The organism is Arcticibacterium sp. GJ41-1 (assembly GCF_055808875.1).
The window spans coordinates 928980-952383 of sequence record NZ_CM147888.1 but is presented as its reverse complement, the minus strand read 5'-3'; the positions used below and the strand labels follow the sequence as shown (position 1 = coordinate 952383).

Annotated in this window: 19 protein-coding genes and 1 tRNA gene; 7 read left to right on the top strand and 13 right to left on the bottom strand. The window is 38.0% G+C overall.

The features are described from left to right. Positions 1–80 precede the first annotated feature (80 nt). Positions 81–1364, bottom strand: coding sequence for a serine hydrolase domain-containing protein (locus tag AC0L6O_RS03860; RefSeq protein ID WP_473306462.1), 1284 nt, complete (start codon positions 1362–1364; stop codon positions 81–83). Between the two features lie 144 nt (positions 1365–1508). Here AC0L6O_RS03860 and AC0L6O_RS03855 point away from each other — a divergent pair, with 144 nt between their 5' ends. Continuing rightward, positions 1509–2294, top strand: coding sequence for an L-2-amino-thiazoline-4-carboxylic acid hydrolase (locus tag AC0L6O_RS03855; protein ID WP_473306461.1), 786 nt, complete (start codon positions 1509–1511; stop codon positions 2292–2294). On the opposite strand, the gene AC0L6O_RS03850 is transcribed toward AC0L6O_RS03855, so the two are convergent. The 3 genes from AC0L6O_RS03850 to dusB all read right to left on the bottom strand — a co-directional run bounded on the left by AC0L6O_RS03850 (position 2291) and on the right by dusB (position 5419). Then, complete coding sequence (locus AC0L6O_RS03850) at positions 2291–3682, bottom strand: glycoside hydrolase family 140 protein (protein ID WP_473306459.1); 1392 nt, start codon at positions 3680–3682, stop codon at positions 2291–2293. The two genes, AC0L6O_RS03855 and AC0L6O_RS03850, sit on opposite strands and share 4 nt — an antisense overlap. A 65-nt stretch (positions 3683–3747) precedes the next feature. Continuing rightward, positions 3748–4359 (bottom strand): DUF6134 family protein, encoded by a 612-nt coding sequence (locus AC0L6O_RS03845; RefSeq protein WP_473306458.1) that lies wholly within the window; start codon positions 4357–4359, stop codon positions 3748–3750. A 31-nt stretch (positions 4360–4390) separates the two neighbouring features. Beyond that, on the bottom strand, positions 4391–5419 hold the full coding sequence (gene dusB, locus AC0L6O_RS03840; protein ID WP_473306456.1) for a tRNA dihydrouridine synthase DusB: 1029 nt from the start codon (positions 5417–5419) through the stop codon (positions 4391–4393). 57 nt (positions 5420–5476) lie between these two features. Between dusB and AC0L6O_RS03835 the strand changes: the two genes are divergently transcribed. Next, complete coding sequence (locus AC0L6O_RS03835) at positions 5477–6412, top strand: lysostaphin resistance A-like protein (protein ID WP_473306455.1); 936 nt, start codon at positions 5477–5479, stop codon at positions 6410–6412. Further along, positions 6396–8147 (top strand): T9SS type A sorting domain-containing protein, encoded by a 1752-nt coding sequence (locus tag AC0L6O_RS03830; RefSeq protein WP_473306453.1) that lies wholly within the window; start codon positions 6396–6398, stop codon positions 8145–8147. Before AC0L6O_RS03835 ends, AC0L6O_RS03830 begins: the two co-directional genes overlap by 17 nt. Positions 8148–8305: 158 nt before the next feature. Here the strand turns inward: AC0L6O_RS03830 and AC0L6O_RS03825 are convergent, their stop codons facing one another. From AC0L6O_RS03825 to AC0L6O_RS03800, 6 genes are all read right to left on the bottom strand, one after another. Beyond that, on the bottom strand, positions 8306–9679 hold the full coding sequence (locus AC0L6O_RS03825; protein ID WP_473306451.1) for a DNRLRE domain-containing protein: 1374 nt from the start codon (positions 9677–9679) through the stop codon (positions 8306–8308). 12 nt (positions 9680–9691) lie between these two features. Continuing rightward, the gene (locus AC0L6O_RS03820) at positions 9692–12055 is read right to left on the bottom strand and encodes a PA14 domain-containing protein (protein WP_473306450.1); all 2364 of its coding nucleotides are present in this window, start codon (positions 12053–12055) and stop codon (positions 9692–9694) included. A gap of 1 nt (position 12056) precedes the next feature. Further along, positions 12057–13565 carry a DUF1501 domain-containing protein gene (locus AC0L6O_RS03815; RefSeq protein WP_473306449.1) on the bottom strand — a complete coding sequence of 503 codons (1509 nt, stop codon included), beginning with the start codon at positions 13563–13565 and terminating at the stop codon, positions 12057–12059. A 1-nt stretch (position 13566) separates the two neighbouring features. Then, positions 13567–15447, bottom strand: coding sequence for a DUF1800 domain-containing protein (locus AC0L6O_RS03810; RefSeq protein WP_473306447.1), 1881 nt, complete (start codon positions 15445–15447; stop codon positions 13567–13569). A 195-nt stretch (positions 15448–15642) separates the two neighbouring features. Continuing rightward, positions 15643–16818 carry an AIR synthase related protein gene (locus AC0L6O_RS03805; RefSeq protein ID WP_473306446.1) on the bottom strand — a complete coding sequence of 392 codons (1176 nt, stop codon included), beginning with the start codon at positions 16816–16818 and terminating at the stop codon, positions 15643–15645. Positions 16819–16951: 133 nt separating this feature from the next. Next, a complete protein-coding gene (locus AC0L6O_RS03800) occupies positions 16952–17314 on the bottom strand; it encodes a diacylglycerol kinase family protein (RefSeq protein ID WP_473306444.1) in 363 nt (120 codons plus the stop codon). A gap of 291 nt (positions 17315–17605) precedes the next feature. Between AC0L6O_RS03800 and AC0L6O_RS03795 the strand changes: the two genes are divergently transcribed. Together AC0L6O_RS03795 and AC0L6O_RS03790 are read left to right on the top strand one after the other, a co-directional pair. Next, positions 17606–18121: an acyl-CoA thioesterase gene (locus tag AC0L6O_RS03795; protein ID WP_473306443.1), complete on the top strand. Its 516-nt coding sequence runs from the start codon at positions 17606–17608 to the stop codon at positions 18119–18121. Positions 18122–18301: 180 nt separating this feature from the next. Beyond that, positions 18302–18373 (top strand) — tRNA-Arg (locus tag AC0L6O_RS03790). A gap of 35 nt (positions 18374–18408) precedes the next feature. Here AC0L6O_RS03790 and AC0L6O_RS03785 read toward each other — a convergent pair. From AC0L6O_RS03785 to AC0L6O_RS03775, 3 genes are read right to left on the bottom strand one after another with little or no spacing between them, the layout of a single operon-like run. Further along, complete coding sequence (locus AC0L6O_RS03785; protein WP_473306442.1) at positions 18409–18558, bottom strand: hypothetical protein; 150 nt, start codon at positions 18556–18558, stop codon at positions 18409–18411. Positions 18559–18602: 44 nt separating this feature from the next. After that, a complete protein-coding gene (locus AC0L6O_RS03780) occupies positions 18603–19382 on the bottom strand; it encodes an alpha/beta hydrolase (protein ID WP_473306440.1) in 780 nt (259 codons plus the stop codon). Between the two features lie 8 nt (positions 19383–19390). Next, complete coding sequence (locus tag AC0L6O_RS03775) at positions 19391–20497, bottom strand: Zn-dependent alcohol dehydrogenase (protein ID WP_473306439.1); 1107 nt, start codon at positions 20495–20497, stop codon at positions 19391–19393. A gap of 160 nt (positions 20498–20657) precedes the next feature. Here AC0L6O_RS03775 and AC0L6O_RS03770 point away from each other — a divergent pair, with 160 nt between their 5' ends. Then, complete coding sequence (locus tag AC0L6O_RS03770) at positions 20658–21494, top strand: AraC family transcriptional regulator (RefSeq protein ID WP_473306437.1); 837 nt, start codon at positions 20658–20660, stop codon at positions 21492–21494. Between the two features lie 233 nt (positions 21495–21727). Then, complete coding sequence (locus AC0L6O_RS03765) at positions 21728–23392, top strand: sulfatase-like hydrolase/transferase (protein ID WP_473306435.1); 1665 nt, start codon at positions 21728–21730, stop codon at positions 23390–23392. Positions 23393–23404 lie beyond the last annotated feature (12 nt).

Here is a 23404-nt window from a genome sequence, read left to right as displayed (position 1 = left end):
CATCCTTTTTTTGGGTGCGGCTGGATTAGTGTTAAGAAAAAAAAGATATAGCGGATAGCCCGACCCTTTAGGGTAAGCTCCTAATCATCTATTGACTGAAAAACCATTTGTCTAAACATGTCGCCGGTGTAGTCTCCACCAGTTTGCTGCGTCTGTTTCATGATGATACCGATAGTGTTTTCTACTGGGTCAGCAAAATACTGTGTATTAAAATAACCACCCCAACGGAAAGTGCCTTCGCTACCTTTTCCGCCATCTGCCGCTCCCTTTTCATTAAGAATAGAAAATCCTAAACCAAATCCAGCATCTTTGCCAAACAGCTCTCCTACTTGGTTTTCAAGCATAAATTCAACAGTTTTTCTAGAAAGAAGCCTAGTGCCGTTTAACTCGCCCCCGTTTAGGTACATCTGCAAAAAGGTGGCATAATCAAATACTGTACTTGACAAGCCCGCTCCTCCAGAGAAGAAAGCTTTTGCTCCCGTTTTAGGATAATTTACATCGTAAAAATCATCAGTAAAAGGTACCCACTTATCATCTCTCTTGGTTTGAACTTCTACTAACCTGTTAGCCTTGTTTTTTGGCAGATAAAAGTAAGTATCCTTCATGCCCAAAGGTTTAAAAATGTGCTGCGAGAAGTACTCGTCAAGCTTCATTCCTGAAATAACCTCCACAAAGTAACCCAACACATCAATACCTTCAGAGTAAACATAAGCCTCTCCTGGTACATGATGAAGCGGTAATTTTGCCAGTTTTTTTACGCTTTTGCCTATTGGAATATCCTCCGTGGTGAAAAGGTCTGTAACACCTGCTTTTTTATAAATGGCTTTGAAGCTTTGGTCACGGTCAATAACGCCATAGCCTAAACCTGAAGTGTGGTTAATTAGCTGTCTAATAGTAATTTCTCTACCAGCCGGCTTGGTGGTGTACGAACTGTCTTTTAGGTTAAACCTGTCTAACACAGTAGGGTTTTTAAACTCCGGAATATACTTTGATATAGGGTCGTCAAGAAAGAAATGCCCTTCTTCCCATAACATCATAACAGCTGTGGTGGTGATTGCTTTTGACTGTGAAGCTATTCTGAAAATGCTGTTTGTTTCAAAAGCTTTTTTTGCCTGAACATCTGACTGACCAAAGGCCTTTTGGTATACTATTTTGCCATTTCGGGTAATGATGGCAACGGCACCGGGAATCACGTTTTCTTCCATGCCTCTGTTAATCATGGCGTCTATCCTATCTAGTCGCTGGCCAGACATACCAACCGACTCTGGCGAAGCGGCAGTTAATGGGGCACTTTTTTGTATAGATGCAGTTTGAGAATAGGCCGTGCAGCATACAGCCATTAGCAGAAAGAGTATTTTTTTCATTTTATCAGGGTAGTTGAATATTGTCAAAAATAAGAATTTCTATCCCGAGAAAGAAGAATATGAGACCAAGCGTTTATACTTAAAGGGCTTAGAAAAAGAAATGTACTACCTTTACAGCCCTAAGCTCCCTGTATGACCAAAAGAATGAAAACCAAAGTCAAGAAAACTGTCCTATATGGATTACTTTTTATGGCTTCCAAGTGGACAATAACTGCTCTTCTTTACTATTCTGGTTTTTGGTCTTATTGGTTTTTATTACTCTTCCCTATTGCTGATACCATAGCGGCTACTTTTGCCATCATATACCTTAGAAATAACTTTAGGAAATACTTTAAAAAAGCTTTAGAAATCAGTTATCCCGAAAAGTTTAAGGATATTATTAAGCAAATTGAAAGTAAGCAAACTTTACTTTTGAAGGAGATTACGTATGCCACAAAATCAAAAAACCCTTTAGACAAAAAGATGGCTTTTTCTGCTTATTTCTTGTCAACAATTAAAGTTTTAGAGAAGGAAGGCGAATCTTTTGAGACTATTAAGAAACTCTGTATTGATATAGCTAAGGATTATGTCAAGCCCAAAAACAAGCTTCACAAATGGATAAACACCTTACAGCCTAAGCTGATAAACTTGCCGTTTGCCGAGAGATACCTTAAACGATATGGTAGGAAGACTAGTGCAGCCTCACACGAAAATGGCTTTACTGCCGATGTGTTTACAGACAAAGACTCAACCCTAGGTTTTGGCTACGGAATGGATATTAAAGCCTGTGGCATTTGTACACTTTTCAAAAATAACCAAGCCACAAACTATACAGCTATCATGTGTGAAGTAGATAAGCTTACTTTTAGTTTGGCTGGATATGAATTAATAAGAATGGACACCATAGCAAATGGTGCTAGTAAATGCGACTTTAGGTTTAAGAAACTTTAGTATGCAACTGTCCCTGGTTTATCATAGCCTTTAGAAGCATCATCAATAACTAATACCCAGTCATTTCCTTTTCCGCTAGAAGGAGGTACCGCAGCAAAAGAGCCGTAATTAACCGTATTTCCGAGCATAAAAGCAGCTCCTGTTCTCACATCATACCACCAAATCCTTAGGTTTTGACCTCTTAATTCTTTCGTATTAATATTTACAGTTTTTCCTGAAGGCGAATAGATGAAAGCGTAAGTTCCTGACTCATCTCTAGTTCCTATAACATAATTCTCATCTTCGGCTTGCTCTCCTTCTATTAAAGTTTGGTCTGGTATTCTATCAAAAAATGGCCTAGACAGCATCAAGTTTTTTAGATGTTTCATTTGATTAGCCATTGGCAAATCAAGAGACTGTTTCCAAGAACGAATAGGAGAAATAACCCCTTTATCTTTCTCTGGGTCATACATTTGCCATACGCTGTTATGACCGTAAGTTTGACCGAAGGCTCCTGCAAAAACATTCCAATACATTCTTCTTCTTATATCGTAGGTTTGGCTATAGCCATTCTTTTTTTCATTAAAGCAAAACGGAATCTCCTCGTATAATGGCTCACCGTCAATGGTAGGTTTAACGGGCTTTAAATTATACTCGTGGCTTATTTTTTTATACGTAGTTAGGTCTTCGCAATGTCCCGTTTGGTTCATATTAAAACTTAACCAATCATCATTATGAAACCAATTAGAAGAACCTCCCGGCGTATTTGGTTGTGTATGAAACGAAAAGATACCGTCTACAAAGATGCCAAGCCCTTCTTTTACTCCCTTTGCCATGGCTCTCCAAATCTCTACATCGTTTGTATTTTCTCGTGGCGTTCTGTCTCCCCCTATAATCCAGACGATATTGGTTTTGTCTCTTAAATGAAGTCCTAAAAGCTTTCCATATTCAAAGGCATTTTTCTCATTAAACATTTCTGGTCCTTTTCCCCATTTGTCTTTGAAAACTTTATCGCCCCAGGTTGGTAGCAAACCTACATATAGACCATTTTCTGCCGCCTTGTCCAATACCGTTCTTACATGATTGATATAAGATACATTTAGCTTAATAGGATTTGTAGAAATAAAAGGCTTTTGCCCCAGAGCGTTGGCCGTTTCTACACCGTCAAATTCTGCCAAAATAACAGTTTGAACAATATTGAACCCTTGCTCGGCTCTTGTTTTGAAGTAATAATCTACCTCATCATTATTAAGCTTATGAAGTAACTCCCAAGCGGTATCTCCCGTCCAGAAAAAAGGTTTACCCTCTTCTGTTTGAAGAAAACGGTTATTCTCTGAAACTTTTAGTTTTGGTAGCTGTGAAAAAACTTGTGAAGAAATAAATAAACAAAGGCAAAATAATATTCTCATGGAGTAATTGGGTTTCATCAAATGCTAAGATAAACGCTCCTATTGAAATCTGTAATAGGTAAGCCTTATTTCCTTGTTTTTTTATTAGACTGCGGCTGATATTCAATCACCATATCGGTGATTTTATTCTTTTTCACAATCTTTATCAGTTCCCCATCTTCATAATGATATTCATCCACATTGTCATTTAAAACACCTTTATAGTATTCTGGCGAAGGTTTTGTGATGTTTATAAAATCGGCGTAGTATTCGGCGTAAACTTTATCTTTAGCCTTAGGTTCGTTAAAATATAGACTAGCGAAAGTGCTATTTATTTCACCCTTAATTTTCTTGTTAACTTTATCCTCATGCTGGACAGACTTGACATCATAACCCTCCTTGGACTTCTTAGTATCTGTCAAAAAGTTACCTCTATTTGACTCCACCTTAACTAAAGAACGCTGAAGTTCTCCACCTAACAAAACAGAATGAACACGATAGTCTACTTTTAATTTATAAACCAAAAAGTTGACATCAACTTTACTTTTAAGTTCGTAAGAAGTACTGTCTCCTGAAGTAGCTTTTGTAGCGTAAATAGTTCCTACCTTAACTCCAACTACTTTCACAGCATATTCTCTTGTTTGAGAGAAACAATTGAAAGAGAAAAAAAGAAGAAGGGTTAAGAAAATTTTGTTCACACGTAATTTACGTTATCAAAAGCTTTTTGGACTAGTCTACGCCAGCGTAGTCTACTTTCTTCGCTTTGGTTTCCAAGAAATAACCGTCAAATTCTACTAAAACATCATCCAAGATTGAAAACAACTCTTCTGGCTCTAGACTTTGAACTAGCTTCATTCGGTGTTCTTTAAAATGAGGTAGCCCTTTGAAATAATTAGAATAATGGCGACGCATTTCTAAGATGCCTAGTCTTTCATTTTTCCATTCTATAGAGAACTTCAAATGCTGTCTACAAGCATCCACTCGCTGTTTCATACTGGGTGCCGCTAAGTTTTCTCCAGTAGCAAAGTAGTGCTTTATTTCATTAAATATCCATGGATAACCTATGGCGGCACGACCAATCATAATGCCGTCAATTCCATATCTATTTCTATATTCCAATGCCTTTTCCGGCGAGTCTATATCTCCGTTTCCGAAAATAGGAATGTTGATTCTTGGGTTTTCTTTGATTTTAGCAATCAATCGCCAATCGGCCTCCCCTTTATACATTTGAGCTCTGGTACGCCCGTGAACAGTCAAAGCTTTTATACCAACATCTTGAAGCCTCTCAGCTACTTCTTCAATATTTTTAGTTTCATCATTCCAGCCTAATCTAGTTTTGACGGTGACAGGTAAGTCTGTAGCTTTCACTACGGCTTCTGTCATTTTTGTCATCATCGGGATGTCTTGAAGTAATGCCGCTCCTGCTCCTTTGCAGGCCACCTTTTTTACAGGACAACCATAATTTATATCAATCAAATCAGGATTTACGGCTGAAGCTATTTTAGTACACTCTGCCATGGTATCCACATCAGAGCCAAAAAGCTGAACGCCAATGGGTCTTTCGTATGGGAAAATATCTAATTTCTGGCGGCTTTTATAGGCATCTCTAATAAGGCCTTCCGAAGAAATAAACTCCGTATACATCATATCTGCCCCATTTTCCTTACAGACTTGCCTGAAAGGTGGGTCGCTCACATCTTCCATGGGAGCTAGTAATAATGGAAATTCACCGAGTTCTATGTTGCCTATTTTGACCAAACAGTTTAGGTATTTTGTGTATTATGCCGCAAATTTACATCAAAATAACCTTAAAACATGCAATTCAATTCCGTCCTAACTAAATTAAACTCCGATAAACCAGCTCTTTCTAGTATTTTGATAATAGTGGGAGTAGTGCTTTTATGCATGGTATTAGGGAATATAGCGGCCGCGGCTGTCATGATTACTGTAGGCGGAATTGGCCTTGATAACCTAAGTGATATCAACGCTGCACTAATGGCATCTGAGTCTGGATGGTGGGCATTAATGCTGGGCCAAGGAGTTGCAGCTATAATTACATTTATTTTTGCCGGTGTGTTTTACTGGAAAGTGGTAGAGAAGAAGTCTTTATCAGAGTTAAACTTTAAAGCTGTTTCTAGCCCTTCCATATTCTTATTGGTAATTATTACCCAACTATGCTTTCTACCATTTAATGGCTGGCTTCAAGAAATCAATGAGGGCATGGTATTCCCAGAAGCTCTTTCTGGTCTTGAATCTTTCTTTAAGAGTATGGAAGACTCTTTAGCCGAGGTTACAAAGTTCTTGACCACGTTTGACAGCTTTATTAAAATGTTAGCTGGGCTTATAGTTATAGCGGTGGTAGCTGGTGTAGGTGAAGAGCTTATTTTTAGAGGACTTATTCAGCGTAAGCTTTACAAAGGATTAAATAACCCGCATCTAGCTATTTGGGTAGCGGCATTTATTTTCTCTGCCATTCACATGCAGTTTTACGGTTTCTTACCGCGATTAATGCTTGGTGCCTTGTTTGGATATTTCTATTTCTGGACAGGAAACATTTGGGTGCCAATAGTCGCTCACATTTTTAATAATGGTTTTGCGGTAGTGATGTTCTACCTTTCACATACAGGTGTTATCAGCACTGATTTGGAAGAATTAGAAACATTCCCAATGCCAGTGGTTATTGCATCTTTAGTATTGACAGGTGGACTTATTTGGTTTTTCAGGAAAAAGACGGATGAGAGTATTTCTTAGTATATTTTTTATTCTAATCATTGGTATTCAAAACCCTACCTATTGTCAGGTTTTTGGATTAGATAGCTCGTACCTCATTCCTAACAAGGAATCGTATTTTGCAGAGCGAATATTTGAGCTAAGTGATTCTTCTTTTTTAGTTACATATTCAAAAAAGGGTAGTGTCTCTAGCAATAGAAAGGACATTTTCCAAAAACTAAATGCTTTCGGTATTTATGACATTTCTAAAGAAGAGATTTATTTCAATGAATTCTCTGAAAAAATTAATTACGTAGGAAAAACGGACGATAAACTAGTTTTTGCCGATACAAAAAACATTTCCACTTTCGATTTAAAGGCCCTAACATTTGACAATGAACTTGCCTTAACCTATTCTTCTCAATTATTACATCTTGACGCTACCTTTGGCGACCTATACTTCTATGATTCACTGAATCATAGCATTCTCAGTAAGAATCTATTTTCTGGAGAATTACTTCACAAATTTCATTTAAACCCTGATTTTGAAAACTATCACCTCGCTTTAGCGTCAAACGAGAAACAGGTTTGTTTTGCCATAAAGGACAAAACCTCTAGTGCTGCCAGAATATATTATTTAGACCATTACCTCCACTTAACTTCAAGTATAGATATAAGTATTAATTCTATAGTTCCATGGGGAAGTAGCGTAACCTATATTGGTATAATACCCAAAACAAACTCTGAAAGTTTTCTTTTAGAAGTTATAGATTATGGAGAAGGGACACACTTTAAGTATTTTGAAATTTCTAAAACCGGCAACAAAGTTTTTGACAATAAAGGTTTCTATCATATAAAGCAGTTAGAGAATGGCCTTGCATTTATATCCACGCTGTCCAAGTGGGAATCCTTAAATAGTAATATCCAAATAAGAGTCGAAATGCACGACTTCGCTCAAATAAACGGTGACTTTTACGCTTTGGATACCGCAGGAGTAAGAAAACTAAAGGATGGCTTAATATACCTAGACTTAATTCAACCGGTACAGCATTATGAATACTTATCAAAGTTTCATGTTCTGCAGTATGAAACAAATAGTGCATCACCGCCAAACTTCAAAATTGAAGGGTCTGGCTATCTTTCCAACGATACTCTATTTTTTAACACCGCTGGAACTATCAAAGTAATAGCTAGTGTACCTCAATCTCAACCTTTATGGCAAGAAATAACTATAGTCGTTGGTAAATCAAGCCCCGCGTTTAATATTAGAAGTTGTGAGCATTCAAATTTTTGGAATTTACCAAGCGACCTTCCTTTGAACTACCAAATTGAAGTTCAAAACCCCTACCAAAATGAACTAGAAGCAAGTATTCAAGGAGGAAACGGAACTTATGAAAATGGGATACTTGCCATTACTGAGTTTACAGAAAATGTGTTTAACCTAAGCATACAGTCAATTGAAAATGAAAACTTTCAAGCCTCCCAAGTAATTACTTGTCATTATTATATTGCTTTCCCAGGGTCAAATGACACTTCTTCTCTTGAGGTATACCCAAACCCAATTAGTGGTAAAACTTTTTATATACGCCTACCAAGCTCTGAAAGAGACAAAATTCCCAAGTTGAAATTATATGATTTAAATGGGAAGGCTGTCAAATTTAAAATGTTAGTGGCTGACCCATTCAACTATGAAATTTACATTCCCAAATCTACTCAAGGCACCTACATATTGAAAAACATGTCTTCTAATACATCTGCTAGAGTTATTTTTAATTAACAGGTAATTTCAAAATTATTAATAATTCAAACAACTACATACACTACTAATAACAAGGAGCATCCCGACCATTAGCACTAGTCATAAGTTCTTAAAAGTGTTAAATAGAATTAACACTTTTGATTTATGTCACTTACAAATAACACAATCTATTTGCCCTAGTCTGGACAACCAGAAATTAAGGCTTCAAAAACGTTTCCTTGCTCAATTACGGTTCCTGGCTTTAGCTGAACAGATTCCCCTGCCGTTAAAATGACATTTTTATTTGCCGTCATTTCTACTGTAAGCTCTATAAAATCAGAGCTAGTATAATCCGCTTCTACCAAACTCCCCTTAAGATTTATAGAACTTGGGCATGGATTATTAATATACGTTGGCGTTTCCAGTTGACTAAGCCAGCTTGAAGAGTTTGACTCTGTTCCGTTAGCGTAGCTTTGAGCGGTGCTTAATGAATAACTCTTGCCACTATCTGCTTCGGTGCTTAAAAACGAAGCTGTGTTATCCCAAACGCCTTCCGTAACAGCTTTGCCAGCGTGCACTTGAGTTCCAGATCCATACTGTAAATAATCTATCAAATCACCGCTTGTAGTATCTCCATCATAAAGGGCTAACTCACCATCATTTTGACCTATATCAGACCAATGAAGTACTAAGTATGCTGCTGAATCTAACATTACATTTCCGTTTAAAACCGATACATTTCCTCCTGAAATAGTGGAAGTCGCACTTCCATTTACCAAGGTGTAATTACTAATATCTACCGCAGCAGTATCTGGATTATACAGTTCTATCCTTTTCTTCTGAGTATTGACTTCGTTTAGTATAATTCTGCTATCTGAAGGTATCGTGTAATTTATAGTCAACTTAGGCTTATAGGCACCGTAGATAGATTCAGGAGCATCCTTTGAGAAAAACGCCTTCGCAGAGCCACTAATAGTTTCGTCTCCAATTAATATCCATCCATAATTACTGAGCGGATTTGACCTCCACCCATTTACATCATCTATCATTTTAGTTGACTGCCACTGGCCTTTCTCAGGAGGAAAATCTGCAAAAGACACAAGGTCTGAAGCAGAAGAATCAAGAACATAATCTCCTCCCGGATTATTCCAATTTGATGAACCATAAAAGTTATTACTCCAAGTAGCATCTCCTGTTTGTGCAGCTCCTCCCATTCCAGTACCTGAGGAACCTGCTTCTCCCCAATCAGACAACACTTTATGAATATTGAATTCATGATAAGTAGTTGTTCCTTGAGAAGATTGGAAAACATATAACTCCAACTTCACATTTTGAATAATAGCCTCAGCCGGAATTGATGTAATATCGAATTTTAATAGTGCTCTCCTAAGATGAGGGGCATTTTTCAATTTACCAGAAAAGATATTTATACCTGAGCCATTGCTATTATTAGTGTTTTCAGAATAAATACTATTATCCTTCTCAGCTCCTAGTTCCAGCGTAAAGCCCTGAGAATAGACCGAAAATGTCAGGTAAAAGAGAAAAAGAAATATACTCAACTGCCTTATCAAAGTTCTATAAGTTTAATCTACCACGAACGTTTCTTTTAGCTGATTGCCATTAATTGACAGCTCTACCACATAAGTACCTTTATCTAATTTTGCTGTTGGGATATATTTTACTTGAGTACCTAGGTTTTCGTAATAATCGTCAATGATGGTCACTATGTTTTGACCTTTGGCATCTAAAAGCACCAATTTGACATCTCCGGGGGCATTAAGCCTAAAAATCACTTTTTTGATATTATCTCTTTCTGTATCATCTGACAGCATTGTTTCTTTCTTCAAACTTAGCTCTTGATTTTCCTCAAAAGCCGTTTGAACGCAGTTTGCAATATCTGCTTTAAAGACTGCATCGCTAGACACTTCAAAACCTGGCAACAGCACTATGCTATTCCCTGCCGTGAATGTTATATTTTGGGTGCTTGGCACGAAACTTTGTGATTCAATTCTTTTTATCGCTTTAAATTCAGCATCAGTAATCTCGCCCCTAACTAAGGCTAAAGTATCACTGGCACAGTTTATATCCTGTCCTCGGCAGTTGCAGTTATCGTCAAAAACATCATAAGACGTAAGTGGGTCACCGTCATCACAAGGTGTATCTTTATTGTCGCATAGTAAGGCATCAAAAGACACTTTACTAAACCCTGAACAAGTGGCATCTCCCCAGTTGTCAACAGACGATATCAAAATGTATCTGGCTTTTAGTTCATTAAAATTTGGCCCAGAAAAACCTGAGTAATCACTGCTTCCTGGTGCTTGTGGCCATGAGTATGTGCCACCCAAAGCTTGCCAAGTAGTTCCATCTATGGAATAATCTACCACCACATTCTTAAAACCCTTTGTGGTTTCTCCAGGAACATTATAATTCCAAATTCTTGAGTTAGCGAACTTGTATTGATTGGTAAAATCATACTTAATCCATCTGTTAAGACTACTTCGAGCAGGATTTGGATTAGCGGCTGTACCACCTCCACATGAAAGCCACGAATTTTCTTCCGTACTTATGACATTAGTGGTATGCTCCGCTTTGTCATAAAAATCATATTTAGCAAAAAGATTATCACAGTCTTCGCCTGTGCAAGGCACTCCTGCACATTCGCAGTTGGCGTCTATTTGGTCATTGTTTGTAAACGGATTATTATCATCACATGGCGTACCTTGAGCTATACAAGAGACCTCACAATCATAATCATAGAGGTAAAAATTTGGCACTCTTTTCCAACCATCATGCGTTTGAAAAGGTGTTTTCCAGTGCAGACTAAAAAAGCCTCGCCAGGAGTTTTCCTTATGCCTAAACTCATAATAATAATATTTACCAGCCTCTAGCAGTAAAGGACCTATGTTTTGAAAAACAGAATTATCATGCTCTGATTCGTCTACGCCATAAAAAACCAATGCTTGACTGGTTTGCTTATATTCTATCGAATCATTTTTACTGAGAAAGAAAAAGGTTTGATTATCTCCTGTAATATTAAATTCATATTGACCGGTTACTGGTACTGTTAAATAACCCTGCACCAAAGAACCGAAGTCATTTCTATCATAAAAATCATGAGGACCAAAAGCACCATCTAAATACTCTCTCCTATCTGGTACCAAGGGGAAATTAGGAGCATTGGTCAAATCATTTTCTACGTACGTTCCGTCAATATCGTCATAGAAGTACGCCTCTACTTTGCCTCTTTCACCTACACATGCATTTGCCGTTGGATATTCTCCTACACAGTTGCAATGTCCGTCTTGTTGGTCATTTATGGTGGTGGCATTACCATCATCACAGGCTGTCCCCCTTTCAGGACAGCTTACTTCGCAGTTGTAATCTTTAATATAATTATAGTCTACTATTTGCCAAACGGTATCAATATCAGGAACATTTGGGTTTCGCCAATAAACGCCGACATGATCGCCACCGCTTCCCTCATAATGATGAATCTCAAAGTAATAATTCTGCCCTGCTACTAGCTGAGTCAATTCAGAGGTTTGGGTGCTGTCTTTATTATGTTGGCCTACACTCGTATAACTATAAACCCAAGCCTTCTTTTTAAGGTTTTCTCTACTTTCATCGGTACTTAAATAAAACTGAGAATCGTCATCTCCTGTAATATTGAAATAGTAAGATGCCGTTTGCGGCACCGAAATATACCCTCTAATAAGTGATACGTAATAGTTATTAAAATTGACAGCAGTTTCTAAGGAACCTAGAATAATGGTTTGGTCTGGCGTCTCTGGGTAAAACTCCTGCACAGACATATAAGAACTATCTCTAAAGGTTTCAAAACCCATCCAAATATTCCATTTGACCTGACCGGCTTGTCCCACACACTGGGCTTGCCCATCAAAAGCAGCTGTTAATACTAAAAAAAGAATATATAGAGCTTTTTTCATATCAATAAGTCAGACAGTTTTTAGGGTTATCTACACTAGAAATACCATCCGACATATTCATTAAGCCTAAAGGATAATTTCCTGCCGAATACGAATAGAAGTTTCCAAGATTTGGCAAGACGTAACATAAATCTGCAGGGCTAATGCCATACCAAAGAGCCAATTCAGCATAAAGCTCATCGGTAGAAACAGCGGGTATAAAATTCCCACGGAAAGAAACGTTTTGAGGATTATTATTAAGGCTCATTTGAGGAAAGCCACCATAAATTTTACCACCGTTTACAGCCCCTCCCATCACCATACTATTTCCTCCCCAACCGTGGTCTGAACCTTGACCATTTGAAGTTATCGTTCTGGCAAAATCTGAAATGGTATAGGTGGTTACTTTATCTGCTATTCCTAGTTCTACCGTGCTATCATAAAAGGCTTTCAATGCTTCACTAACCACTGGCAGTCTAGTATTCAAGCCATTGACCAAGCCATCATGCATATCCCAGCCACCATAATTCACAAAGAAAATTTGTCTTTTGGCACCTAAATCATTTCTCACACTCATTACCCTAGTAATAGCTGCCATTTCTTCTGCCAATGTGGTTTCAGGAAAAACTGTAGACATGGCAGGCACTTTCTTTAAAGCTTCTTTGAAAGTAGCAAAGGCCGATATGGACGTTTTTGCTGTGGTAGCATATGTTTTTTGCAGCAGATTAGCGTAAGTATTTGACATCATATTGTCAATCGCATTATCTCTTAACTGATTCAAATAACCTGCATTACTCCACCATTCTGGGAATGACTCAAAACCCACATTATTAGGTCCAATATTTGACCGAATGGCGTACTCCGCTATGTCATGACCTCTTTGAAATATATTCTTTCCATCTAAAGAAAGATTCATACTCAAACTTTGATTGGAATTACTGGCTTGAAGCAAATCTGCCATTCTTCCTCCAAAACCTACAGCATCTCTACTTTGAGGAACAGAGGTTTGCCATTGCATGGATTGGTCAGAATGAGAATAAATACCTAATGGCTTCTTCTTTTGACTGTTTTGATAATCGGCTATTGACATCAATGGCTCTACCAGAGTGCCAATATTTGACATAAAAGCTAATTTACCCGAATCAAAAAGTGTTTTCATTTCAGGCATTCCTGGATGAACACCAAAGGAATTATAGGCATTAGAAAAACCTCTAACACCTACATGCTGGGTATTATTAAAAACTTGTAAATCTTCTAAATCTTGAACGGCCAAATCTGTACGCAAAGCTTTGTAATCACTGAAGCCATTGTCTCCGCCAGCATCTTCCCCTGCGGGGATAAGCAAATTATAAGAATCTAAACCGCCTGAAAGCAATACACATACAATGGCTTTATAATCTTCTGCACCAGGGTCAAAAGAAGTATTTGCCATGGCACCATTCATCACACCAAGATTAGCCAGTGTATTTAGAAGCGTAGTGCTTCCCATAGCTCCACAACCAACCGATTTTATAAAATCTCTTCTTCTCATTTTATCTGTTAATTAAAAAGTCTGGTGAAGCCATGATAAGGTATATTGCCATTCTTATTCTGAAACCTTGGTCATCCTCATTAGGTAAACCATCTGAATATCGATAAGGCAAGTTTTTTAGCACAAACTCTATTTCTTGAAGATTTTGAGGACTTAATGCTCCGTGTGCCAAAATCAAATTATACTTATCTAAAAGCACCGAAACATTTTGGTCGCTACTCAATGCATAATCTGCTGAAAAGTCAAAACGTGGTTCTTGTTCTGGTTTATAGGTTTCCCCTCCGAAGTAAGATGAATAGTCTATAGGGTCGTCATCTATCAACCACTCACTAAGTGCATTCAAATAGCCCGTAAGTGTTATTGAATTAAGTTTTTGAAACTCTGGGCCAAACTTCCCTGCCTCTTTAAGGTCGCCATCTGGCACATAATCTGGTTCAAAAAAGTTAAAAACCGTGGGTGACTCTAAAGGCCGCTGCTCCATTTGGTCATACACCTCATTCATCCTATTTCTATAAACCCCCGTGCTGGAGTTTAAACCTAAACCATATACTAGGTTCATATAAGTCACAAAGGGCTCTCGAAGTTTTCCGGCAAAAGCTTCGTCCTGCTCGTTGACAAGTCTGGCTTCTCGGTCTAACAAAATAGCTTTGACCACCGCTTTTAAATCACCTCTAACTCCTTGACCATTATCATTAAATACTCCAGCAACTCTACTGATATAAGCACTTGAAGGATTTGAAGTAACTAATCTTTGAATAAGCCTTCTACTAATAAACGGCCCTACATTAGGGTGATTAAAAATAACATCTAATGCGTCTTGAATATCATCTTCGCCTTGCTCTACGGTTCTCCCCTGCCCTATGGTTGTACCCAAAAAAGTTTTACCACCGGCTTGGTGAGCATTTGTTATATCAGGGTTAGACTTCCAAGGCCTTCTTATTGCATCACTACTGTCAATAGGAAAAAACTTAAGTCTTCTAGTATAATCTTGTTCACTATTTTCTCTATCACCAATATACTCAGCATCTGGCCAAGATAAACCGGTGAAAACTTTAGCTAAACCCGCTATATCATTATTGTCATAAGTAGGTATAGAATTGCCTAGGGCGTCTTTCTTTTCTGTTCCGTCTTGATTTAGTTCATACAAACCAATAGAAAACAGCTGCATAATTTCACGAGCATAATTTTCATCAGGGAAAACCAAATTTCCATCTACAATACCTTGGGCATGATTATTCATGTAGGTTAAATAAACCGCCATGGTGGGGTGGTAAGTAATGCTATCTAGCAAGGCTCTATAATTACCAAAAGATTGGTCTAAGAGCAAATCATAATAACTGGCTAAAGCGTAGGGGTTTCCATCAAAGTCAGAGACTCTGGAAGTGACAAAAATCTCACTTAACGCCAAAGCTACTCGCCATCTAAGTTTATCAGGAGAGGTCATGCTTCCTTGAAACCAGGCAACGTCAAAATACCAGTCGCTTAAATTTAGATTTTCTACAGTAAAAGATGTTTCAGGGGCAGGGTCAGCCAGATTTAAAGAATCTGCAACCCCTTGAGCTAAATATCTTAAATAGCCCTCAATGCTAAATGAGTTGGATTGATTTAGTTGAGCATCCAACCAATTTTCGGTGCCTTGATTAGCTACCGCTTCAATATCAGCGAAAGTTGCCCCTAAGGTAGCTTGTGATAAAAAACGAGAGGCTGCATTATAATTTGGGAGGTAGCCATCTACCAGTAATGTGTTAATTCCTTTTGACGAATTAGAACTGGCAGTTACGGTAACATTTCTAACATTTCCTAAACCGAAGGTTTCTAGCTCTTGGCCAAAAACGGTGGTAAACAAAAAGCTACAAAACAGAAAGGGTAGCAGTGTTTTCATCTTGAAAAGGAAATATTAGGGGTTTGCAAAAGCAAACAGCCGCAAATATTATTCCTAAATCACTGAAAGACAAGCCCTAAAGAAGCAACAAAACGATTAAACGCTTATTATAAACACTATACGCTCCTAAATAAATACCTTAAAACAGTTATTAGGGCATTATAAGACATTAGCAATTACCCAGAATTACCCTAATCAGGCATATTCAAATTCCCCAAATTGACTCGTTATGGTCAATTTCTTAGTTTCAGAGGCCTCCACTCTACCCACTATTTGTGCGTGAATATTGAAGGATTTAGAAATATCAATCACTTTCTGAGCATGCTCCGCAGGAAGGTAAATTTCCAAACGGTGACCCATATTGAACACCTTATACATCTCTTTCCAGCTAGTAGCACTTTCTTTTTGAATCAATTCAAAAAGAGGCGGCACAGGAAACATGTTATCTTTTATGATATGTAGATTATCTACAAAATGAAGTACCTTGGTTTGAGCACCGCCAGAGCAATGCACCATCCCATTTATCTTACCCTTGAGTTCTTCTAAAATCTGTTTGGCTACTGGAGCATATGTTCTAGTAGGAGAAAGAATCAATTTCCCTACGGAGATTTGCTCACCAGTTTCTACCTTAATTTTATCTGTAAGCTGCTTGCTTCCAGAATAAACTAAAGAGCTATGAATATCTGGGTCATAACTCTCTTTATACTTTTCGGCATAAATCCCTTCCAAAACGTCGTGCCTTGCAGAAGTTAGGCCATTACTACCCATACCTCCGTTATACTCGTATTCGTAAGTCGATTGACCACTAGAAGACAAACCAACTATGACATCACCCGCTTTAATATTATCATTTGAAATAACATCAGCCCGTTTCATTCTGCCAATAACCGTAGTATTTACCGTGATGGTTCTTACCAAATCTCCCACATCTGCCGTTTCTCCTCCTGTGCTGTAAATCTCTACGCCATTATCACGAAGCATTTCTAATACCTCTTCTCCACCATTTATAAGCTCTGAAATAACTTCTCCAGGAATTTTACCTTTATTTCTATCGATAGAAGACGACATTAAAATAGGACCAGTGGCTCCTACACATAACAAATCATCAGTATTCATGATGATGCTATCTTGTGCAATGCCTTTCCAAACACTCACATCACCCGTTTCTTTCCAATATAAATATGCCAAAGAAGTCTTTGTTCCCGCCCCATCAGCATGCATGATATTGCAGTATTCAGGGTCGCCGCCTAAAGTATCAGGTGATATTTTACAAAACGCCTTTGGAAACAAACCTTTGTCTAATTTCTCAATTGCCTTATGAACGTCTTCTTTGGAGGCCGAAACGCCTCTTTGCATGTACCTATCGGTCATGGGTAAAGTAGTTTTTGATTCTGGCGTAAAGGTAGGGAAATATCAAATAGCTAGCCTGAAAAAATTACTGGCTTTCATTTAATATAGAATTTTTCTACTTCACCATGCTGGGCGTAAGCTACCCACGTTTAAACTAAAAAAGGGCTAAAAATTTTTCTCCAAAAATTAAGACCGCTACAGATACAGCAATCATTGCGACTATTAAAACACCTGCTGCAGCAATATCTTTCACTTGACCTATTCGAGTATCCCATTCTGGAGAAACAACATCACAAAGTTTTTCAATAGCCGTATTAAAAGCCTCCGCCGAAAAAACCAATGCTATTTGAATCAATAAAACGGACCATTCCCACCTCGAAACTTCAAAATAAAAACCTGCTAGAACAACAAGCGTTGCCGCTAAAAAATGAAATTGAAAATTATTCTCGCTACCCAGTAGAGCTTTAAAGCCCTTACCAGCATAGCTAAAACTTTTGACCATTTTCTTTACATTCATTTCGCTCTGATTATTTATTCTTTAGAAATATAGGACATTACCCGAGTCCTACAAAACAAAAAGCCCCCTTGATTTCTCAAGTGGGGCTTTAGTGGTCATCTAAAAGGGGTTTCAGAAAATCTGACCACATATCAATCAAAATAATAATCTCTAAACCAGATGGTTTAAAACCTAAAATCAATTTTAAGACGATAAATATCTTTGAGGTCACAAATAATAATGGGTTTACAATAAAATCTTTAGTTCCTCTTTTATAAATCGGGTAGATTTGCAGGAGAAAACAACAAACGTATGCCCAAACCAAAGAAAGTTTCTGAGTCTTTAGCTATTAATTCTCAAATGATAATGCCAAATGACACCAACACATTAGGTAACCTAATGGGTGGAAATTTGATGAGAATGGTGGATATTGCAGGTGCTATTTCTGCCCAAAGGCACTCCAACAGAATTGTGGTAACTGCATCTATTGACAATGTTTCTTTTGAAAACAAAGTACCCCTGGGTGACGTAATTACGCTAGAGGCCAAAGTCACCAGAGCCTTTAATACTTCTATGGAGGTAATGGTAAAAGTGTATTCTGAAAATATTCCAGCGGGCACTAGGGTTCAAACGAATACTGCTTTTTTAACTTTTGTGGCTGTGGACCAATCTGGTAGACCTATAGAAATAGCCGAGGCTGTTCCTGAAACAGACGAGGAAAAGGCCTTATTTGCGGCAGCATTAAGAAGAAGACAGTTAAGACTAGTATTGGGAGGCAGAATGAAACCTGAAGAGGCTAAGGAATTAAAGGCTATTTTTGGATTGTAAAACATTTAATTTCAAAAGAAACAGAAGTTCATCACCATGCATATGGTTTACTGCACAATGATGAAAGATTAAAATAAAAAATGGCTCGGTACGGGGTTCAATGGATAGAAGCTGAACGCAGCCCGGCTAGTCGCAGCCCGTTCAGTTTACGGCACAATGATGAAGGATATAAAATAAAATGGCTCCGTAGTTCAATGGATAGAATGAGGGTTTCCGGTACCCTTGATGAGCGTTCGATTCGCTCCGGAGCTACTAAGACCTCTGCTTTTTGTAGGGGTCTTTTTCTTTTATTCACATAGTTTAATTGTAAACTGCCTCTTTCTGAGGTAAGAAGCAGACTCAGCAAGGTTACTATTTCTGGTATCTTGATGGGTCAGATACCCCAATTTGATAAGTTCTGAAGGCACATCCAAGGCCATTAGTCTAAGGAGTTTCATAATCAATCCTCTGATTTATTAAACCTCTCACCTTTAAGTCGCCTCTATAATTGCTTTGCAAAAAACTGAAGCGTTTTCATAATGTTCTCTTTCCAATAGGCCCAACTATGCTCTCCCTCATAGGTGTGAAATTCATGAGGGATACCTGCATTTAATAATTGCTCATGCAAAGAAACATTCCCTGCATACAATGTGTCTTTACTCCCGCAATCAAACCGAAATGGTGATAAGATTTTCTTGTTTCCCACAATAATATCAAGAACCTTCTCCTCCTTAATTACAGATTTTTTAAGTGCACTAAAATCTTCTAAAAATTGGTCAAACTCATCAAAAAAAGTAATGGAAGACAAGCCACTAAAGGCCTTAAAAGCCTCAGGGTATTTAGCTCCAATTCTCAAAGCACCATAACCTCCCATAGAAAGCCCTGCAAGAAAAAAAGAAGAGTTTTCGCTTACTTCTTTGTATTGTTCTTTGATTAATTCAGGAACTTCATCAGAAATCCATTTTTCATAATCTGCTGTATGATGTGACAAATAAGCACTCCCATCTTGAAATAAACCATCTGAAGGCATCACCAGCATCATCGGTGGCAACTGCCCTTCATCTATTTTTTGTTGCATGGTAAGATGTACCTCTGCTTTTAAGCTCCAGGCCCAATGGCTTCCATACACACCGTGAAGTAAAACCACCACGGGCATATCCTGAAAATTTCCAGCAGGTTTATAAACAGAAACATCAACACGGTTGCCAATGGCTTTACTTTTAACAGTAAAGTACTCAATTCCGTTATTAGAACCGTTTTCTACGGTAAAAAAAGTATCCATATCTATTATTAAAAAACCAAAACTCCTTTCGCATTTTTTCCTGCAAGCATATCGTCAAAAGCCTGTTTCAGCTCCTGAATAGGATAAGTTCTAGTGACCATTTCATCAAGAAGAAGGTCGCCTTTTTTGTAAAGGTCAATGATTTTTGGAAAATCTATTTGTGGACGAGCTTTTCCATATAAAGGATTGATGTACAATTTATCCCACTCAAATAAATTCATATCAATACTTATTTCTTCTTCAATTCCACTCACCTGCACTGCCGTACCAGCGTTTCTTATCATAGCCAAGGGAGCTGCCCCCAAAGCAGGTATAGCCGTACATTCAAAAGCAAAATCAGCTCCTCTGCCTTCGCAAAGTTCTTTCACTTTTTCCGAAGCTTTCAAAAGTAGTTTATCTGTTTTTTCAGCTAAAATCGTATGTGTGGCACCAAACTGCCTAGCCAGCTCTAAGCGTTCTTCTTTAATATCAATTGCAATGATTTTTGCGGCTCCCGACACTTTGGCTCCCTGAATAACATTTAAACCAACTCCTCCCGTGCCTATCACTGCTACAGTACTACCTGGACTGACCTTTGTGGCATTCACTACAGAACCATAACCCGTCATAACACCACAGCTCACTATAGCCGCACTTGCAAAAGGAACATCTGAAAATGTACTTACACAAGCCGCTTCCCTTACCAGACTATATTCTGCCATGGTACCCAAGGCAAACGAACGCTCTATTGCTTTATCTTTAAAAGTTGTTGACTCTAAAGTGGCGTGCCCTCCAGCTAAAGTGTTTCCTGCAGTTACTGCTGAGTTCTTTTCACAGATATGCTGATTACCTTCCATACACTGAAAGCATGAATAACAAGGAATGGCCCAGTTAAGAATGACATGCTCACCTACCTTAAGATTTTTAACATCAGGTCCAACTTTCGCTACAATACCAGCCCCCTCATGCCCCATAACAATGGGTTTCCCCCAACTCAGTGAGTCCCAGTCTGTATGACAAATACCTGCAGCCTTCATCTCTACCAGTACTTCGTCTCCAATTGGGTCTTGAATTTTTATAGTTTCAATAGAAAACGCTCCATCTCCTAGGGCAATAGCCGCTTTGGCTTCCGTCATATTAGCTCAATTTTATTTTTAAAAGTCAAGGCTTATCCTCACTGGGCTATTTCAAGCCTTTACAAAGGTCATTTAATTTCGGAGCAGTTTTTTGGTGTTTCTTTTCAAAAAATTGTCTTATTTTATCTAAGCAGAAGCACTATTTAATGAAACATGCAAAATGAAAGCAGTTTTAGAGCATATTAGTCCAAATAACAATCATTCCGTTGTTTACAGAGAATTAGATCTTCCAAACTTTGATTCGCCATTTCATTATCATCCTGAGTACGAGTTAACCCTCATAGTCAAAGGTAAAGGAACTAGGTATATTGGAATGAAAATGGAAGAGTTTCAGGAGGGTGAGCTCGTTTTTTTAGGTCCTAATTTACCGCACTGCTGGTTAAATATACCGGAGCCTAATGGAGAAAATGTCAAATCTTATGTAATCCAATTCAAGGAATCTGTCTTTGAAAACTCTTTCTTTCAGCTTCCTGAGTTTAGCGAAGTGAAAAAGCTTTTTCATCAATCAAAGGCAGGCATTAGGTTTGAAGGCAACTATGAAAAAAACATTGAAAAAATATTTAAATCAGAGGGTAGTAAACGTATAATTTCCTTGGCAAATCTTTTGGTAGAGCTAAGTGCTCACTCCTCAAAAACAATCCTCGACAATATACCTCCACAAGGTACTAGCCCTGACCGATTTCACTCTGTTTTTGATTTTATAATCAAATATTTCAGGGAAAATATAACCTTAGCAGAAGTAGCTGAAAAGGCTGGTTTAACGCCTACCTCCTTTTGTAGGTATTTCAAGAAAACTACTGGTAAAACACTTTTTGAAGTGATTTTAGCATATCGCCTAGAAGCAGCAGCACAGTTATTGACTTCCGCCCCAATGCGGATAAACGAGATAGCGTTTGCTTCCGGCTTTGATGATATCCCCTACTTTAACAGAGTTTTTAAAAAGTGGAAAGGGTACAGCCCTAAAGAGTTTCGAAAAAAACATAACCAAGGTATTTGAAATGGTAAACCTCAACATTTCACTTCAAAAGCAAGCAAATCGTTATCATCAGTTTGCTATCAACTTCATGTCAAAATACTATTAGCTTCATTTACAATAAGCGAGTATAGAGAACAGAAAATGGATTAACTCCCTATATGTGCCAATTTATACCGCATTATTGGTAATATCCTGACAGTTTTTCTGAATTGGTAATATTTACTTTGGTTAATAATTCAACCTAACCTCATAAAATGCTTCAGAAAACGTCTTTTATCTGCCTATATATTCTCTTCTCTCTCATTTTCACAGAGGCAAAAGCTCAAGACAAACCGAACTTCGTCTTTATTCTTACTGATGACCAATCTTATGGCATGATGGGATGTGATGGAAATAGCATAACTCAAACACCAAACATTGACCAGTTGGCTTCAGAAGGGGTTTTCTTTACAAATGCACATATCACAAGTGGAATTTGCACACCAAGTAGAATCTCAATTCTACTTAGCCAACACGAAAGAAAACACCAGGTTAATTTTAATTCAGGTACCAGCGTCTCTCCAGAGGCTTGGAGTCTTTCATATCCTATGGTGATGAAAAAGGCTGGTTATTACACAGGCTGGATAGGAAAAAACCATGCACCCATTGGAGATGGTGGTTATGAAAGTGGATTAATGGATAAGAGTTTTGATTACTGGTATGCGGGGCATGGTCATTTAGGTTTTTACCCAAAAGACAGACATAAAATTTTTAATGGGGCAAAATCTGATACACAGGTAGAGGTTATTAATGAAGGAATTGATGATTTCTTGAATGACTCAAACGAGGATAGACTGGCAGGTGCTGTTCACTTTTTAACTAAAAGGCCAAAAAACCAGCCTTTTGTTCTTTCCATATCGCTTAATCTACCGCACGCGGCTGGCACGAGTTCAATGAAACTAAAGCCAGAAGATGATGACATTTACAAAACATTATATAGAGATAAGGACGTTCCAATGCCACCAAACTATGTGGCTAAAAAAGATATAAAGGAACCTAAATTACCAGCTGATTTATTAAGAGCGGAAGACCGTCAGGAAAGCTACAATAGCTCGTATACGCCTGAAGATAATCGTGAAAGAATCATACGAGAATCTCAAGCTATAACTGGAATAGATAGACTCGTAGGAAATTTAAGAAAAACGCTAAAAGAACAAGGCATTGAGAAAAACACCATAATCATTTTCACTTCTGACCATGGTCTTTTTCATGGGGAACAAGGCTTGGCGGGCAAAGCCCTTTGCTACGAAGTAGTAACGCATGTTCCCTTAATCATCTATAATCCTTCTCAAAACACGCCGCTTAAAGGAGCCAGGCTAGATGCCTTGGTACAAAGTATTGATATCCCCGCGACTATGCTCTCTCTTGCTGGAATTGAAAGACCCAGTTCTTTTCAAGGAAAGGATATTTCGGAACTTTTAATTGGCAAGAAAAAAGAAGTAAGAGAATATGTATTCACAGAAAACCTATGGTCTACGCAGTTTGGCAACCCACGCTGTGAAGCTGTTCAAAATAAGGAATGGAAGTATATCCGATATTACAAAAACCAAACTTTCCCGGCTTCTAAAAAAATAGAAGCTGCCAATTTCTTTGGAATCAAAATCAACGAAGTACTTTACGCTGTCCATGATTTGGACATGGCTATTTACCATGATTTCGTGGAAGCTCCATTAAAAGGTGAGCAGCCTGTCTACGAAGAATTGTATCATCTAAAATCAGACCCATATGAACTTCATAACCTCCTTTCAGGAAAATCGAATCAAGCCGTTTTGGCAGAAATGAGACAAGCCTGGAAAGAGGAAATACAGAAAGCAAGAGGTACTGAACCAGCCAAAGTATTAAGATATACCAAAGAAAGTCATAGTGCCGGTTCTTACTAATTATTTGAAACT

What these genes read in the sequence shown, in the direction of transcription:
- AC0L6O_RS03860 (WP_473306462.1), bottom strand. Translation starts at nt 1,364, where the DNA reads ATGAAAAAAATACTCTTTCTGCTAATGGCTGTATGCTGCACGGCCTAT.
- AC0L6O_RS03855 (WP_473306461.1), top strand. Translation starts at nt 1,509, where the DNA reads ATGAAAACCAAAGTCAAGAAAACTGTCCTATATGGATTACTTTTTATG.
- AC0L6O_RS03850 (WP_473306459.1), bottom strand. Translation starts at nt 3,682, where the DNA reads ATGAGAATATTATTTTGCCTTTGTTTATTTATTTCTTCACAAGTTTTT.
- AC0L6O_RS03835 (WP_473306455.1), top strand. Translation starts at nt 5,477, where the DNA reads ATGCAATTCAATTCCGTCCTAACTAAATTAAACTCCGATAAACCAGCT.
- AC0L6O_RS03830 (WP_473306453.1), top strand. Translation starts at nt 6,396, where the DNA reads ATGAGAGTATTTCTTAGTATATTTTTTATTCTAATCATTGGTATTCAA.
- AC0L6O_RS03820 (WP_473306450.1), bottom strand. Translation starts at nt 12,055, where the DNA reads ATGAAAAAAGCTCTATATATTCTTTTTTTAGTATTAACAGCTGCTTTT.
- AC0L6O_RS03815 (WP_473306449.1), bottom strand. Translation starts at nt 13,565, where the DNA reads ATGAGAAGAAGAGATTTTATAAAATCGGTTGGTTGTGGAGCTATGGGA.
- AC0L6O_RS03810 (WP_473306447.1), bottom strand. Translation starts at nt 15,447, where the DNA reads ATGAAAACACTGCTACCCTTTCTGTTTTGTAGCTTTTTGTTTACCACC.
- AC0L6O_RS03805 (WP_473306446.1), bottom strand. Translation starts at nt 16,818, where the DNA reads ATGACCGATAGGTACATGCAAAGAGGCGTTTCGGCCTCCAAAGAAGAC.
- AC0L6O_RS03800 (WP_473306444.1), bottom strand. Translation starts at nt 17,314, where the DNA reads ATGAATGTAAAGAAAATGGTCAAAAGTTTTAGCTATGCTGGTAAGGGC.
- AC0L6O_RS03795 (WP_473306443.1), top strand. Translation starts at nt 17,606, where the DNA reads ATGCCCAAACCAAAGAAAGTTTCTGAGTCTTTAGCTATTAATTCTCAA.
- AC0L6O_RS03785 (WP_473306442.1), bottom strand. Translation starts at nt 18,558, where the DNA reads ATGAAACTCCTTAGACTAATGGCCTTGGATGTGCCTTCAGAACTTATC.
- AC0L6O_RS03780 (WP_473306440.1), bottom strand. Translation starts at nt 19,382, where the DNA reads ATGGATACTTTTTTTACCGTAGAAAACGGTTCTAATAACGGAATTGAG.
- AC0L6O_RS03775 (WP_473306439.1), bottom strand. Translation starts at nt 20,497, where the DNA reads ATGACGGAAGCCAAAGCGGCTATTGCCCTAGGAGATGGAGCGTTTTCT.
- AC0L6O_RS03770 (WP_473306437.1), top strand. Translation starts at nt 20,658, where the DNA reads ATGAAAGCAGTTTTAGAGCATATTAGTCCAAATAACAATCATTCCGTT.
- AC0L6O_RS03765 (WP_473306435.1), top strand. Translation starts at nt 21,728, where the DNA reads ATGCTTCAGAAAACGTCTTTTATCTGCCTATATATTCTCTTCTCTCTC.